The sequence below is a fragment of the Bradyrhizobium sp. SHOUNA76 genome (assembly GCF_023006445.1).
GTDB lineage: Bacteria > Pseudomonadota > Alphaproteobacteria > Rhizobiales > Xanthobacteraceae > Bradyrhizobium.
On record NZ_JALBHA010000111.1, the window covers coordinates 1 to 14,833 of the forward strand.

Annotated in this window: 13 protein-coding genes; 7 read left to right on the top strand and 6 right to left on the bottom strand. The window is 63.5% G+C overall.

All coding sequences use genetic code 11. The annotated features are described in order from the left end of the window. The 3 genes from MOV74_RS15035 to MOV74_RS15045 all read left to right on the top strand — a co-directional run. Positions 1 to 754 (top strand): heterodisulfide reductase-related iron-sulfur binding cluster (locus tag MOV74_RS15035; protein ID WP_246923386.1); only part of this gene is annotated, 754 nt, incomplete at its 5' end. An 84-nt stretch (positions 755 to 838) separates the two neighbouring features. After that, positions 839 to 1,201, top strand: a complete 363-nt coding sequence (locus tag MOV74_RS15040) for a histone (RefSeq protein WP_246923388.1) — start codon at positions 839 to 841, stop codon at positions 1,199 to 1,201. A gap of 389 nt (positions 1,202 to 1,590) precedes the next feature. Further along, positions 1,591 to 2,607, top strand: a complete 1,017-nt coding sequence (locus tag MOV74_RS15045) for a TorF family putative porin (RefSeq protein ID WP_246923391.1) — start codon at positions 1,591 to 1,593, stop codon at positions 2,605 to 2,607. A 456-nt stretch (positions 2,608 to 3,063) separates the two neighbouring features. On the opposite strand, the gene MOV74_RS15050 is transcribed toward MOV74_RS15045, so the two are convergent. Then, entirely contained in the window at positions 3,064 to 4,821 is a 1,758-nt protein-coding gene (locus MOV74_RS15050) for an ABC transporter ATP-binding protein/permease (RefSeq protein ID WP_246923393.1), read from the bottom strand. 313 nt (positions 4,822 to 5,134) lie between these two features. Here MOV74_RS15050 and MOV74_RS15055 point away from each other — a divergent pair, with 313 nt between their 5' ends. Together MOV74_RS15055 and MOV74_RS15060 are read left to right on the top strand one after the other, a co-directional pair. Continuing rightward, positions 5,135 to 6,799 (top strand): L-lactate permease, encoded by a 1,665-nt coding sequence (locus tag MOV74_RS15055; protein ID WP_246923397.1) that lies wholly within the window; start codon positions 5,135 to 5,137, stop codon positions 6,797 to 6,799. Between the two features lie 139 nt (positions 6,800 to 6,938). Next, positions 6,939 to 7,337, top strand: a complete 399-nt coding sequence (locus tag MOV74_RS15060) for an META domain-containing protein (protein WP_246923401.1) — start codon at positions 6,939 to 6,941, stop codon at positions 7,335 to 7,337. Between the two features lie 142 nt (positions 7,338 to 7,479). Here the strand turns inward: MOV74_RS15060 and MOV74_RS15065 are convergent, their stop codons facing one another. The 3 genes from MOV74_RS15065 to groES form a co-directional block, all read right to left on the bottom strand. Further along, positions 7,480 to 8,691: a hypothetical protein gene (locus tag MOV74_RS15065; RefSeq protein ID WP_246923406.1), complete on the bottom strand. Its 1,212-nt coding sequence runs from the start codon at positions 8,689 to 8,691 to the stop codon at positions 7,480 to 7,482. 142 nt (positions 8,692 to 8,833) lie between these two features. Continuing rightward, complete coding sequence (groL, locus tag MOV74_RS15070; RefSeq protein ID WP_246923411.1) at positions 8,834 to 10,465, bottom strand: chaperonin GroEL; 1,632 nt, start codon at positions 10,463 to 10,465, stop codon at positions 8,834 to 8,836. A gap of 149 nt (positions 10,466 to 10,614) precedes the next feature. Beyond that, a complete protein-coding gene (gene groES, locus MOV74_RS15075) occupies positions 10,615 to 10,911 on the bottom strand; it encodes a co-chaperone GroES (RefSeq protein WP_212080141.1) in 297 nt (98 codons plus the stop codon). 316 nt (positions 10,912 to 11,227) lie between these two features. Here groES and MOV74_RS15080 point away from each other — a divergent pair, with 316 nt between their 5' ends. Continuing rightward, positions 11,228 to 11,749, top strand: coding sequence for a hypothetical protein (locus MOV74_RS15080; protein ID WP_028140096.1), 522 nt, complete (start codon positions 11,228 to 11,230; stop codon positions 11,747 to 11,749). Positions 11,750 to 11,940: 191 nt separating this feature from the next. Here the strand turns inward: MOV74_RS15080 and MOV74_RS15085 are convergent, their stop codons facing one another. Further along, positions 11,941 to 12,720 (bottom strand): protein phosphatase CheZ, encoded by a 780-nt coding sequence (locus tag MOV74_RS15085; protein ID WP_246923416.1) that lies wholly within the window; start codon positions 12,718 to 12,720, stop codon positions 11,941 to 11,943. A gap of 316 nt (positions 12,721 to 13,036) precedes the next feature. On the opposite strand from MOV74_RS15085, the gene MOV74_RS15090 reads away from it, so the two are divergent. After that, complete coding sequence (locus tag MOV74_RS15090) at positions 13,037 to 13,849, top strand: L,D-transpeptidase (protein ID WP_246923420.1); 813 nt, start codon at positions 13,037 to 13,039, stop codon at positions 13,847 to 13,849. A 617-nt stretch (positions 13,850 to 14,466) separates the two neighbouring features. Here the strand turns inward: MOV74_RS15090 and MOV74_RS15095 are convergent. Continuing rightward, positions 14,467 to 14,833, bottom strand: a 367-nt coding sequence (locus tag MOV74_RS15095; protein WP_246923424.1) for a DUF2076 family protein, incomplete at its 5' end; no start/stop codon positions are given.

The window sequence follows — 14,833 nt, forward strand, 5'->3', positions numbered from 1 at the left end:
GCGCGGCCGGGTCGCGCTGCTGCAGGGCTGCGCCCAGCAGGTGCTGGCGCCGCGCATCAACCAGGCTGCCATCAGTCTTCTCACCCGCCACGGCATCGAGGTTGTCCTGGTTCGAGACGAGCAGTGCTGCGGCGCGCTGACCCATCACCTCGGCAACGACCAGGATGCCTTGGCTCGGGCGCGGGCCAATGTCGCGGCCTGGCGGAAGGAAGCGGCTGGCGAGGGGCTCGACGCTATCCTGGTGACCACATCCGGCTGCGGCACGGTGATCAAGGATTATGGCTATCTGCTGCGCGAGGACGCTGCATTCGCCGCCGACGCCGCGAAGATGTCCGTGCTCGCCAAGGACATCACCGAATACATCGCCGGCCTCGGACTCGAACCGACTGCGCGACAGGACAACATCGTCGTCGCCTATCACTCAGCATGTTCGTTGCAGCACGGGCAGAAAATCACGACCCTTCCGAAAGAATTGCTTTCCAAGAATGGATTCGTGGTGAAAGATGTGCCGGAGAGCCATTTGTGTTGCGGTTCGGCGGGGACCTACAACATTCTCCAGCCCGAGCTTGCGGGCCGGTTGCGCGATCGCAAGGTCGCCAACATCGCGAGCGTCAAGCCGGACATGATTGCCGCGGGCAATATCGGCTGCATGGTGCAGATTGCCAGTGGCACGTCAGTTCCGGTCGTACACACGATTGAGCTTCTCGATTGGGCTACGGGCGGGTCGCGGCCGGCACTGAATGCGCAAGTTTGAGCTTTCAGAGCCTGAACTTTCCTCCCCGGGTGACGACTGAAGATGCCCGATCGACCATTGTTTGGCGGCAACAGGAGGACCACGATGGCGAAAGCGAAAAAGAAGAAAAGCAAGAAGGCCAAAAAGGCGAAGAAGGCTGTAGCGGCGAAGAAATCCGCCAAGAAGGCAGCCAAGAAGTCTGCGAAAAAATCGGCCAAGAAGTCGGCCAAGAAAGCTTCGAAAAAGGCCGCCCCGAAAAAGGCCGCCAAGAAGGCCGTGAAGACCACGGCCAAGAAGGCCGCACCGAAGAAGGCCGCGAAGAAGGCGGCACCGAGGAAGGCGAAGGCAGCTCCCGCGCCGAAGCCATCAGCACCGGCGGCAGCTCCGGCTCCCGAGCCGGCAGCCGAGACAAGTTGGGCGATGCCTTCGTCTTCTGCGGAAGCGGCACCGGCTGAGGGGCAAGGCTAGGTCCTACCCGGCGTCCGCGATCGACAACAGAAAGGCCGCTGCGGTGACGCTGCGGCCTTTTTGCATCGCCACAAGTCCCGCCGGAAGCGGTCCCTTTCCTGCCCCTGTCTGATTCGTAGCCCGGCTGCCACGCGGCCCGGCTTCTCCGTACTTGCACGGTCCCTCCGTGCACTTTGGAATACAAATTATGTGATCGAGAAGACACACAGGCTGACAACCTTTCGTGGAATCGTCAAAACGCCCAAAAAGTCGGCAGATGCCCGTGATTTTTGCTTCACGGCCCACATCCCTCAATCCAGATTGTCGCAGTAACGCAATTTTGCACGCAGGTCGTTCGCCCGGGGGGCTTCCGGGATCCGACTAGTAAGAACTTGGCGATGGGGATCGAAATGAAAAAACTGGCTTTGTTGGCAACGGCGCTGGCAATGGTGACGACGGGTTCGGCTTTCGCAGCAGACTTGCGCGTGAAGGCATTGAAGGCCCCGCCACCGCCGGCCTTCGATCCCTGGGATATCGCCTTCGGTGGCGCGGTCATGAGCGACTACATCTTCCGCGGCATCACCCAGTCGAACCACAAGCCGTCGGTCTCAGCCTATTTCGAGCCGCGCTACAACGTCACCAAGGACCTCCAGCTCTATGTCGGCGTCGCCGGTGAGAGCATCTCCTTCCCGAACCGCGCCGCCGCCGAGATCGACATCTACGGCGGTATCCGCCCGACCTTCGGTGCGTTCGCCTTCGACATCGGCGTCTGGGGTTATCTGTATCCGGGTGGGACCTGCTATTACGGCGCCCCGATCGACACCGCCGGCAACCCGCTCAGCGCGCAGTGCGCCGCGAACGCCCTGCTCAACGGCAACGTGATGAAGAAGGACGTCAGCTTCTTCGAAGTCTACGGCAAGGTGAATTACACCATCAACGACAACTGGAGCGTTGGCCTCAACGAGTACTACACGCCGAGCTTCCTGAACTCCGGTGCGTGGGGCGACTACGTGTCGATCACCGCCAAGTGGACGGCGCCCAGCACCACGTTCGGCTCCAGCGGCCTCGGCATGTACGTGTCGGGTGAATTCGGCCGCCAGTTCCTGGGCACGTCCGACTCGTTCTACGGCACCGGCTTCGCCGCGCCGGGCTTCGCCGGTCCGTTCCCGAACGGCATCAAGTACGCCGACTACAACACCTGGAATATCGGCGTCGGCTTCACCTACAAGGTCTTCACGCTCGACCTGCGTTACTCCGACACCGACCTGTCGAAGGCGAACTGCAACGCGTTCACCAGCGACTACACGGCAGTCGCCAACGGCAGCTTCAGCAACATCAATCCGACGGGCGTCGGCTCCAACTGGTGCGGCGCGGCCGGCATCGCCAAGCTCTCGTTCGACCTGACGGCGATGACCAACCTGAAGTAGGTTTCCTCCCGCGACCATCTACGAGGGCGGCAGAGCAATCTGCCGCCCTTTTGCTTTGGGGGACGGTGCCTAAAGCATGATTCGGAAAAGTGCGCAGCGGTTTTCCGAAAAGATCATGTTTAAACAACAACCTAGAGCGCGATGGCGATTCATCCCAATCGCGTCGCGCTTTAGCTCAACACGAGGCCGAAACTCGAGGGGCGGGGTGGAGGAAGGCTACGGCGCGCTCAACTCTCGTGTCCCCGGCGCGCTGCGGCGCGTCAGCGCTGCTGCGCAGAACCGGGACCCAGCAAAGCCGACGTCGATTTCCCTCGACGGAATGAGCGCCGGCTCTGCAGCGCACCGGACGATGCTTCGCATCGCCGGGAGCGCTGCGGCTGCGTCCGGGGCAAGAGAGCAGAGATCCTCGCCCGCAACGACGAAGCCGAAATGAGGAGCCCCGTTCCCGCCTGCCTCTCAGCGCGCCGCGGTCGGCTCCGGCCGGGCTGGCTCGCCGGCTTTGCCAAGCACGTGGATCTCGCCGTCCTCCACCAACGCCACCTTGCGGGTATGGAAGGCGTCCAGCGTCGAGCGGTGGCCGATCGAGACGATGGTGGCCTGCGGCAGCTTCTCCGTCAGCAGCCGATAGAGCCGGTCCTCGGACGGCTCGTCCAGCGAGGCGGTCGCTTCGTCGAGGAATAGATAGTCCGGCCCATGCAGCAGGGCACGAGCAAGTCCAAGGCGTTGCTGTTCGCCGAGCGACAATGTCCGGTTCCAGTGACCGTGCTCGCCGAGCCGGTCCGCCAGCCGCTTCATGCCGACTGCGATCAAGGCGTCGCGAATCTTCTCGGGCGGGATGGAGTCGTGCTCGGCCGGGTAGATGACGGCGTCGGCCAGCGGGCCGATTGGGAAATACGGCCGCTGCGGCAGCATCATCAGCTTCGACTTCTCGGGAATGGCGACCGTGCCGGTGCCGAACGGCCAGACGCCCGCAATGGCGCGGAACAGTGTCGACTTGCCTGAGCCCGACGGGCCGGTCACAAGCACCCGCTCCGACGGTTGGATCGTGAAGGCATCGGCTGCGACCAGAGGTGCGCCGTTCGGCAGCTTGACCAGCAATTGCTCGAGCGCGATTGCCTTGCCGGTCGATGGTGCGACGTCGATGGTCGGTTCGAGCGCCGCGCCGTGGGCGGAGCTGACCGACATCTCGAAGCCATCGAGGCGGGCGATCACCGCGCGCCACTCGGCGAGCGAGCGATAGGCGGTGACGAAGAAGGACAGCGCATCCTGCACGCTGCCGAACGCCGAGCCGGTCTGCATCATGTCGCCGAGCTGGATGCGCTTGGCGAAGTAGGCCGGCGCCACCACCACATAGGGAAAGATCGTTGCAGCCTGACCGTAGCTTGCCGTGAACGCGGTCAGGCGCTTGGTCCGGCTCATGATCTCGTACCAATTGCCGATGACGAAGCCGAAGCGCCGCAGGAGATATCCTCGCTCCGCGTTCTCACCTTTCAACAGGGCGATCTGCTCGGAATTCTCGCGCACGCGGATCAGGTTGAAACGGAAGTCGGCCTCGAAGCGTTGCTGCTCGAAATTGAGATTGATGAGCGGGGCGCCGATCCAGTGCGTCAGCCCGGTCCCCAGAATCGCGTAGACCAGCGCGCACCAGACCAGAAAACCGGGGATGAGGATATCGGTGCCGTAGATGTACAAGGGGGCCTTGTAGGACAGACCCCAGAGGATGACGACGAACGAGGCCAGCGTCACGATCGACGACAAAAGGCCAAGGCCGATGGTCAGCGTTTGTTCGACGAAATTCTTGACGTCCTCGGTGATACGCTGGTCCGGATTGTCGGCGGCGTCGCCCTTGAGCTGCATGCGGTAATGCGTGGCGCCTTCGAGCCATTCGCCGAGATAATGTTGCGTCAGCCATTGCCGCCAGCGGATCTGGAGCCATTGGTTCAGGTAGAGCTTGTAGACGGCCAGTGCGACGAAGGTGAAGGCCAGGCCAAGGAAGATCCAGACCTCCTTGACGAACTCCGGCAGATCGTAGGCCTGCAGCGCGCTGTAGAACCGGTTCTGCCATTGATTGAGGAGCACATTGATCGCGACCAGCACCAGCTCCATCGCGACGACGACGGCGAGCAGGCCGCGGCCGACCCATTTGTCCTCCGACCGGAAATAGGGGGCGGCGATTCGCCAAACGATCGCGAGCGTGGCGCTGATGTTCTTCACAGAGCAGGGTCTCCTCGGGAAATGTGCATAAATGCCCTTAGCCAAGGACTTGAAGCCATGGCGGAAAGCGGCGCGCTTAGACTAAAGTCGCAAGTTCTGTAATTTGCGTTGTCTTGTCGCACCCCGCAACCCTAGCATGGCGTTCGACGGCGCGGGGTGGGGTGCTCCGGGATTCGCGAGCTTGTGAGCGGACGGGAACCGCTGCAATCGCGAGGAATTCGCGTCCAGCTCGGGGGTTATCGCTTCCAGCGTCAAGCAGGATCGGCTCTCCACGCGGGCCGTCTGCCGCAAACATGCGTGGGGGAGGAAGATCATGTGGAATCAAGTCTATGATCCGCTGCACAGCCCGGTGCTGTCGACGATTGCGGCGGCAGTGCCGGTCGTCACGCTGCTGGTCCTGATCGCGAGCGGTCGCGTCCAGGCGCATATCGCGGCGATCATCGCCGTGATCGTCGCCAATCTGATCACGATCTTCGTCTTCACGATGCCGGCGAACATGTCGATCCGCGCCTCGGTGCTGGGCATCGTGACCGGCTTCTTTCCGATCGGCTGGATCGTCCTCAACGTCATCTTCCTCTATCAGGTGACGGTGAGCACGGGACGCTTCGAATTGCTCAAGCGCGCCGTCGGCGGCGTCACCGAGGACCGGCGGCTGCAATTGCTGCTGATCGCGTTCTCCTTCGGCGCGTTCTTCGAGGGCGCCTCGGGCTTCGGCACGCCGGTCGCGATCACCGGTGCCGTGCTGATCGGCCTCGGCTTCTCGCCGCTCGCCGCCTCCGGACTGTCGCTGATCGCCAACACCGCGCCGGTCGCCTATGGCGCGCTGGGCACGCCGATCCAGGGCCTGGCCTCGGTCACCGGGCTCGATCCCTACATCCTTGGTGCCATGGTCGGCCGGCAATTGCCGTTCTTCTCGCTGATCGTGCCGTTCTGGGTGGTGTGGGCGTTCGCGGGCTGGAAGGGCATGAAGGATGTCTGGCCGGCGATTCTCGTCACCGGCGTGTCGTTCGCGATCCCGCAATTCGTGATCTCCAACTTCATCAATCCCTGGATCGTCGACATCGGCGCGTCGCTGATCTCGATGGGCGCGCTGATCCTGTTCCTGAAGGTCTGGCAGCCCAGGCAGCTCTGGCTGTCGCCGGCGTTGCGCGGCAATGATGAATCGGCCGCTACCATGGCCGCGGCAAAACCACTCGACAAGACGCCGCTGACGCAGAGCGAGATGTTCAGCGCGCTGCTGCCGTGGATCATCGTCTGCATCGTGATGCTGATCTGGGGCAACGGCGCCTTCAAGTCCTGGGCGAATTCGATCTTCGTCTGGAACTATCCGGTGCCGGAGCTGCACCAGATGATCAACAAGATGCCGCCGGTCGCGCCAGGGCCGACCAAAGAGAGCGCGGTGTTCGGCTTCACCTATCTGTCGTTCACCGGAACGGGCATGCTGATCGCGGCCATCATCTCAGGCTTCCTGATGGGCGTCGGTCCCGGCAAGCTCATGACCGAGTACGGCCGCACCGTCCGGCTGTGCGCGATCTCGCTGATCACGATCTCGGCGATGCTGGCGATCGGCACCCTGACTCGTCTCTCCGGCGTCGACGCGACGCTCGGCCTCGCCTTCGCCGCAACCGGCGTGCTCTATCCCTTCTTCGGTACGCTACTTGGCTGGCTGGGCGTGGCGCTGACGGGATCGGACACCGCCTCCAACGTGCTGTTCGGCAATCTGCAGAAGATCACATCCGAGCAACTAGGCTTGTCGCCGGTCCTGATGGCTGCGGCGAACTCGTCCGGCGGCGTGATGGGCAAGATGATCGACGCGCAGTCGATCGTGGTCGCCTCCACGGCCACCAACTGGTACGGCCACGAGGGCACGATCCTGCGCTTCGTGTTCTGGCACTCGATCGTGCTGGCCTGTCTCGTCGGTGTGCTCGTGACGTTGCAGGCCTATGTCTGGCCATTCACGGCGATGGTCCTGAAGTAGCAGGGCACGGCCCGGCTTCGGCGCAAATCCCCGCGAGGTTCGCCCCCGCGGGGATTTTTGCATCCGATGTGAGCGAACCTTCTCAATGGCGCCGCCGTCTTATAAAAGGTGCGGCAAATCAGGTCGGTCGAGAGGTCTCATGGTTTCGCTCAAGCGGTTGGTGTGTACGGCGGTTGCAATCCTCGCGATGTCCACGCTCGCGCGTGCCGAGGACGGTTTTCCGTTCGGCACCGAGATGACGCTGGAAGCACTGCCGCAAGCCGGCTCCAAGCGGATTCCGAACATCGAGATCGGTGACCATGGCGAGGTCGTGCTCGAGCTCTGGTGCAAGGGCGGCAAGGGCCAGTTCTCCGTCGCCGGCAACACCGTGATCTTCGTCCCCGGTCAGATCCAGGACCGTTCCTGTCCGCAGGCAAGAGCGCAGGCCGACGACGAGCTCGTTGCTGCGCTCAGCAGCGTCGAGACCTGGAAGCGGCAGGGCGACGTGCTGACGCTGATCGGCCCGAAGTCGCTGCGCTTTCGCACGACGGGGAATTAGCACTCCCTGCGCGCCCCGGACGCGCTGCAACGCGCAGCGTTGCTGCGCAGAGCCGGGACCCAGCCTCCTTCTCCACGATCTCGCTTGCGGCCTCTGGGCCCCGGCTCGTAGCGCTTCGCGCTACGTCCGGGGCACGAGAAGCCTACTTCCACACGGACTTGTCGGCATCCCAGCGCTGACCCTTCAGCTCCTTGGTGAGCGCCTCGATCGAACCGTTGTCATCGGGCTGCTCGCCTTCCTCGTCGACGGAGGCGTCATCGGAGAGATTGAGCTTGGCGCCGCTGCTCTCGTCGGCGGTCGTCGTCGCGGGGCTGCCGATCCAGAGCATGAGCTTGTCGGTCGTGCCGGGCTTGTCGGGCGAGACGAGCCCTGCCACCTCGATCGTGTCGGTGAGCTCGAGCGCGGGGAAATCCTGGTTCGGCCGCTTGAAGACCAGCTTGAGCTTGCCCGTGGCGGGATTGAAGCTTTGCGAGAGCGGCTTTGCCGCCAATGTTCGGCTCAAAACGTTCGTGACTGCGGCCGCGAGCTTGTTGCGGTTGATCTTGTCGCCCTCGCGCCAGTCGGCCGCCGCGAAGCGGATGGTGCGGTCCATTTCGGTCATGCCCGCGGTCCAGCCTGCGGCGGTGACGCCCGGCATCGCCTTGAATTTCGCCAGCAGCGCGCCGGCGCGCTCGGGATCGACCGACATGTTGATGGTCTGCTCGCCCGCGCGCAGCGCGTCGCAGCCGACATTGAGGCTCGCCAGCGTCACCTCGACCTCCTGGCCCCTCAGGCTCTTGAGGAAGTCGGTCGCCGCATCGAGCTTGACTTTGACCGCGATCGCCTCGGGCGAGACGTCGGTGAAATCCTTCGGCTGCGGCATGATGCCGTCGTCGGAGGTCTGGTTGTCCTGAAATTCCTTCTCGCTGAGGTCGGAATTGTCGGGCGAGGTCACCTCGGTCACCACCTGGCCAATGCTGATCTGGCCGCGGAATTCGAAGCTATCCCCGGCCTGCTTGCGCAGCAGCTTGACGCTGACGGGAGCCTTCTCGCTCATGCTCTGCGTGGTGCCCGTCAGCGTTTGGCCGGCGACCTGGAGATTGACGACGAAGCGGTCCTTGCGGTCGGAATTCTTTGCGACGGGATAGCAGACGTCGAGCACGGCGGCCGTGACCGTCTTGCCCTGGCGCGTCTCCTTGAGGATCACGTCGGCATTGCCGTCCATGAGCCCGTCGATCGAGGTGAAATAGCGCGTCTCCACGCCCCCGGGCACCGTGGCCTTGGGTGACAGCTTCATCTGGGCGGAGGCGACCTCCGGCGAAGCTGCAAGCAGAACCGCCAACAGGGCTGTCGAACAAACCAGAAGCGCACGCATCGATGAAACCTCGCGCAATCGAATCGGCGCGCCACCGTAGTGGGTTTTGGCCGTCGGTTGAATCGGAAAGCTGAAGGCAGGGTCTGCAAAAAAGAAGGCCGCCCGGAGGCGGCCTTCGCAACATTGTAATGAAAGGATCGGCTTAGAAGCCGCCCATGCCGCCGCCGGCGGGCATCGCGGGCGGGGCTTCCTTCTTCGGCGTTTCGGCGACCATGGCCTCGGTGGTGACCAGCAGGCCGGCCACGGAGGAGGCGTCCTGGAGCGCGGTGCGCACCACCTTGGCGGGGTCGATGATGCCCTTCTCGATCATGTCGACATAGTCCTCGGTCTGGGCGTCGAAGCCGAAGGTCTCGGACTTGTTCTCCAGGATCTTGCCGACCACGATCGAGCCTTCCACGCCGGCGTTTTCCGAGATCTGGCGGATCGGAGCCTCGAGCGCCTTCAGCACGATGTTGATGCCGGCCTGGACGTCGGCATTGGCGTTGGTGAGACGGCCCACCGCCTTCTTGGCACGGAGCAGCGTGACGCCGCCGCCGGGGACGATGCCTTCCTGCACCGCGGCGCGGGTGGCGTTGAGGGCGTCCTCGACGCGGTCCTTCTTCTCCTTGACCTCGATCTCGGTCGCGCCGCCGACGCGGATCACCGCGACGCCGCCGGCGAGCTTGGCCAGGCGCTCCTGGAGCTTCTCACGGTCGTAGTCCGAGGTGGTTTCCTCGATCTGGGCCTTGATCTGACCGACGCGGGCCTCGATCTCCGGCTTCTTGCCGGCACCCTTGACGATTGTGGTGTTCTCCTTGTCGATCACGACCTTTCCGGCGCGACCCAGCATCTTCACCGTGACGTTCTCGAGCTTCATGCCGAGGTCTTCGGAGATGAGCTGGCCGCCGGTCAGGATCGCGAGATCCTCGAGCATGGCCTTGCGGCGATCGCCGAAGCCCGGCGCCTTGACGGCAGCGACCTTGAGGCCGCCACGCAGACGGTTGACGACCAGGGTGGCCAGCGCCTCGCCCTCGACGTCCTCCGCGATGATGACGAGCGGCTTGCCAGACTGCACCACCGCTTCCAGCACCGGCAGCATGGCCTGCAGGCCCGAGAGCTTCTTCTCGTGCAGGAGGATGTAGGCGTCCTCGAGCTCGGCGGTCATCTTCTCGGGGTTGGTGATGAAGTAGGGGCTGAGATAGCCGCGGTCGAACTTCATGCCCTCGACGATGTCGACTTCGGTGTCGAGCGACTTGTTCTCTTCGACGGTGATGACGCCCTCGTTGCCGACCTTCTGCATCGCCTGGGCGATCATCTTGCCGATGGCGGCATCGCCGTTGGCCGAGATGGTGCCGACCTGGGCGACCTCGGAGGAGGCCGCGACGGGCTTGGCGCGCTTCTCGATGTCCTTGACGACGGCCGCCACCGCGCTGTCGATACCACGCTTGAGGTCCATCGGGTTCATGCCGGCGGCAACTGCCTTGGCGCCTTCGCGCACGATGGCCTGGGCCAGCACGGTCGCGGTGGTGGTGCCGTCGCCGGCGAGGTCGTTGGTCTTGGAGGCGACCTCACGCACCATCTGGGCGCCCATGTTCTCGAACTTGTCCTCGAGCTCGATCTCCTTGGCGACGGTGACGCCGTCCTTGGTGATGCGGGGCGCGCCGAACGACTTCTCGATGACGACGTTGCGGCCCTTCGGGCCCAGCGTCACCTTGACGGCGTTGGCGAGAATGTCGACGCCGCGCAGCATGCGATCGCGCGCGTCTCCGGAAAACTTGACGTCTTTGGCAGCCATTTCTGCAATCCCTCTGGTTTCGTGATGTGTCTATCGCTCGCCTCGTCGCATCATGTCCGGGGGTCCGCAGGTCGAACCCGGTGGAATGATGGATGCCCGGATCTTGGCGACCCGGGCATGACATTCAGCGGCTGTTCAGGCGGATGGCCTTAGGCCAGAACGCCCATGATGTCCGACTCCTTCATGATCAGGAGATCTTCGTTGTCGATCTTGACCTCGGTGCCCGACCACTTGCCGAACAGCACGCGGTCGCCGACCTTGAGGTCGATCGGGGTCAGCTTGCCGGCCTCGTCGCGGCCACCGGGGCCCACGGCGACGACCTCGCCCTGGGATGGCTTTTCCTTGGCGGTGTCCGGAATGATGATGCCGCCCTTGGTCTTTTCCTCGGCGTCGATACGTTTGACCACGACACGGTCATGCAGCGGACGAAATTTGGATTTAGCCATGACGTTTCCCTTTGGAGGCTCGCTTCGGAAGTAGTGGAAGTGGGTGGGGCGGCGCTTCCGTCCATCCCCTATCCCGAGGATCGAACGGCGCGCTTAGCAATCGGGCTTTCCGAGTGCTAATAGTGGGCCCGGAAATATGGCTTGGCCGCGATCCTGTCAAGCAAAGGTGGTTAAGCGATTGGTGAGGCGGATATAGGATGGTGGCATTGGAAACTTGTTCGGGGCGCCGACGTATCAAAGGACGTCATTGCCCCGGCAGCGGTTTTGCGCTTGGCTGCGGGAGGGGTGCGGCCATGGTTTTGTTCGGGGGAATGCCATGATCAGTTCAGCTCACGCGCGCACGGTTGCCAATCTGGCGGCCGCCTCTTGTCTGGCGCTGCTGCTGGGCGCCTGCGGCGGCGGCATGAGCCTGCCGTCCTTCTCATCGTCCTCGCCGCCGCCCGAAGCCGAGCCGGGAGTAGCCCCGGAAATGCCTGCGACCATTCGCGGCGACGAGATCGTCGGCCGCTGGGGTCTGGCCTCGTTCCAGAACCCGGCCGACCGCGCCCGCACCGAGGCGGCCGCGAGAGCCCAGTGCAAGAACCCCTACGTGATCACCGCCGGCTCCTCCGGCGGCGTGATCATGCATCTGGCCGACCAGGCAACGCCCCAGGAGCTGCGGCTGAAGGGCTCGCCGAGCGGCAAGAACTACATCGGACCGGCGGGCCCGACCCCCGGCGAGCAGGACCGCGAAATCATCTCCTTCGACGGCCGCGTCCTGATCACCCGCTTCATCGACAAGGACGCCGCCACCCGCTACGGCAACATGGTCTACGTCCGCTGCGCGCCCAGGGCGTGATTTTCCACCGTCATTCCGGGGCACGCGAAGCGTGAACCCGGAATCTCGATGTGGTGGGCTCCTTGCCTCGAAGCTCCGGATTCCGGGTTCGGTCCTGCGGACCGCCCCGGAACGATAGCGTGAGATGAATCCCAAGCAAAAACGCCGGCCCCAGGGCCGGCGCTTTGCTTTTGTCCGTAATCCGCGTCCGCTTAGTCGAACAGCGCGTCGATGTCGTCCTGCGAGGCGTGGCCGACGTCGCCGGTGAGCTTCGGACCGTTGAGAAGCTTTTCCTCCTCGCTGCGATTGTCCACCTGCGCCGGCACGTGGGACTTGATCGCGTCGACGCCGCCCCAGATGTCCATCATCGCATTGATGTGCTGCTCGATGAACTTCATCGTGCCCATGACCTTGCTGATGCGCTGGCCGGTCAGGTCCTGGAAGTTGCAGGCCTCGAAGATCGAGATGACGCGTTCCTGGATGTCGTCGGCGAGCCGCTTCTGCTGGTCGACCGAGTCCACCTTGGACATTGCGCTGGCGGCCTGGTCGATCGATTCCGCGGCTTCGAGGATCTGCTGGGTCGCCTGCTCGGTGCCGCCGACGACCGCGCCGAGCTCGCCGTTGACCTTGGCCATTTCGCCACCGTCAAAGCTCTTGCCATGCAGCGTCGCGATCTCGCGCTTGGTGCGGTCGATGGCGTCATGGATGAGGTCGAGCTCGACCTTCAGCTTCTCGCACTGCTCGATCTGCGCCCGATAGGTGTCGAGCATGGTACGAGCCTCGGAGAGCTCGTGGGCGGTGGAGGCGTCGATTGCCGCCATGGCTGCGCTTCCCGACAGGGGCACGCTGCCCTTCGCCATCTGGGCGCGGATCGCACGTAGTTCGGCCATGATCTCGCTATGCATCGGGATTGCCTCTTCGGTCACGTCCAAAATCGGCATCTCGCCACCAGCGATATCCTCGACGCGAAAACGTTTGCGGTGAACAGCCATCAAGATACTCCCCCCACCTCACTCACGCGTCTTTGTAGTCAGAAGCGATTTAACACGAAGTTCACAGCCGGAACTGTTGTGCGGCGTCGCGCGACGGCGCGCAAAGAAGCGATTAACCAAGGCCATGCCGCGTTCATCGAAAATAAACGCTGATCGCCAAATTGCCCCTCGGTTGACGACGTGGTGAATCCAAACGACCGATACGTTTACCAAACAAAACGGCTTTTGCTCTTTATTGACCACGTCGAGGGGCGCGGACCAGTCATCAGCTCTCCACGGCGCATGTGATCTAGACGAAACAGTACAGAGTACGTCGATGTTCAAGAAAATGTCTGTTGCGCTGCTCTGCAGCGCTTGCACCTTCATTGCCGGCGCAAACAGTGCCAGCGCCTTCGACAATAGCGTGCCGAACGATCCGCCCGCGGTGCTCTACCAGCCGCATGTGCCGCCGGCGCCAGTGCGCGTCGCATCCAATTCGAATATGGGCGGCGGCTTCATCGAGTTCCTGTTCGGTGACGGCCCCGGCCGCGGCCCGGCCTATGCGCCGGAGCAGCCGGTGTATCAGCAGCAGCCGGGCTATTACGACCAGCGCCGCCTGCCGCCGATGGGCGAGCCGCAGGTGCAAGGCGGATATCAGCAAGGCACGCTCCAGCAGGAGCCAGTCGATCCGCGGCAGCGTCCGTTCGATCCGAGGTTCGAGAAACAATCTGTTGACTATAGCGGCAGGGAAAGTCCCGGCACGATCGTGGTCGATACCCCGAACAAGTTCCTCTATCTCGTCGAGGGCAACGGCAGGGCGATGCGCTACGGCATCGGCGTCGGGCGTCCCGGCTTCACCTGGTCCGGCGTGAAGTCGATCACGGCCAAGCGCGAATGGCCGGACTGGACGCCGCCGGCGGAAATGATCGCGCGCCGCCCCGATTTGCCCCGGCACATGGAAGGCGGCCCGGAAAACCCGCTCGGCGCCCGCGCGATGTATCTGGGCTCGACGCTCTACCGGATCCACGGCTCCAACGAGCCCTGGACCATCGGCACCAACGTTTCATCCGGCTGCATCCGCATGCGCAACGAGGACGTCATCGACCTCTACGGCCGCGTCAATGTCGGCACCAAGGTCGTGGTGATGTGAGGCCTGCGCTCGATGCGAGCCGTCGACTCGGCGTGCCGCGCCGGCTCGTGATGCGCTGCATCGAAGCCGTTGCGTGGGCCGGCGCCTTCCGGCGACGGTCTATGCCCGCTGACGACGCTTCGTCGACCTGCGGCGAGGGGCAACGGAGCCGCGACGGCGCGTTGATGAATGGGAGGCCGCTGCGCGAGCCGAGCGTTTCGACCGCCCCGCCGACAGCTCCGCCTTCCTGACGCGCTCGTGCAGTCCCTCCAACTCGTACAATTCGGTGATGAGATGCGTCGTCACGTCGGCCAAGGTTGCAATGCGGTGCTGAAGAGGACTCATTTTTGAAACCCCGAAGAGGCAGCTACATCGTGTGTGGCATGAGCAACGTGTTCTTCCAGTTGAACACCCATGTCCGAATTTGGAAATCCGGGAGTCTACGTACCGGAATGCGATTTCGTTTTTCTTGGTGAACTGAGGCGCGTCCGGCAGTCAGTGCAATCTCTGGGCGCATTAGTCATACTATATCGTGCGGCTTCTCTGCGAGCTGTGGCTCAGAAGGCGCTCGAGTGGGGACGCAAATGAAAACGGCCGCCCTGGAGGCGGCCGTTTCGCGCATCTACTGGGCGAATCTCTTACGCGTAGTCGCTGTCGCCATCGTCTCCGCCGCCGAAATCGCTGTCGTCGGCCATGTCCACATTGCCGTCATCGCGATTGTCGTCGTAGTTCTGATCGTTGTTGTTGTTCCGATCGTCGTTCGACGCCTGGTCGGAGAAGCCCTGACGGGAATCGCGATTCGAGCCGATGTCGTTGACGCCCGCATCGCGCGCGAGTGAGCCGCCGGACTGGTCGCTGCCGCTCCAAGGGCTTCCACCAGCGCTGCGGTCGCCGAGGGCATTGGTATCGCCGAAGGCCTGCTGGTGCGATCCACCCATCATGCCGCGGATGCTGGACAGCAGCAGCGAACCGCCGACGACGCCGGCTGCGGCCGCTGCCGCCGTG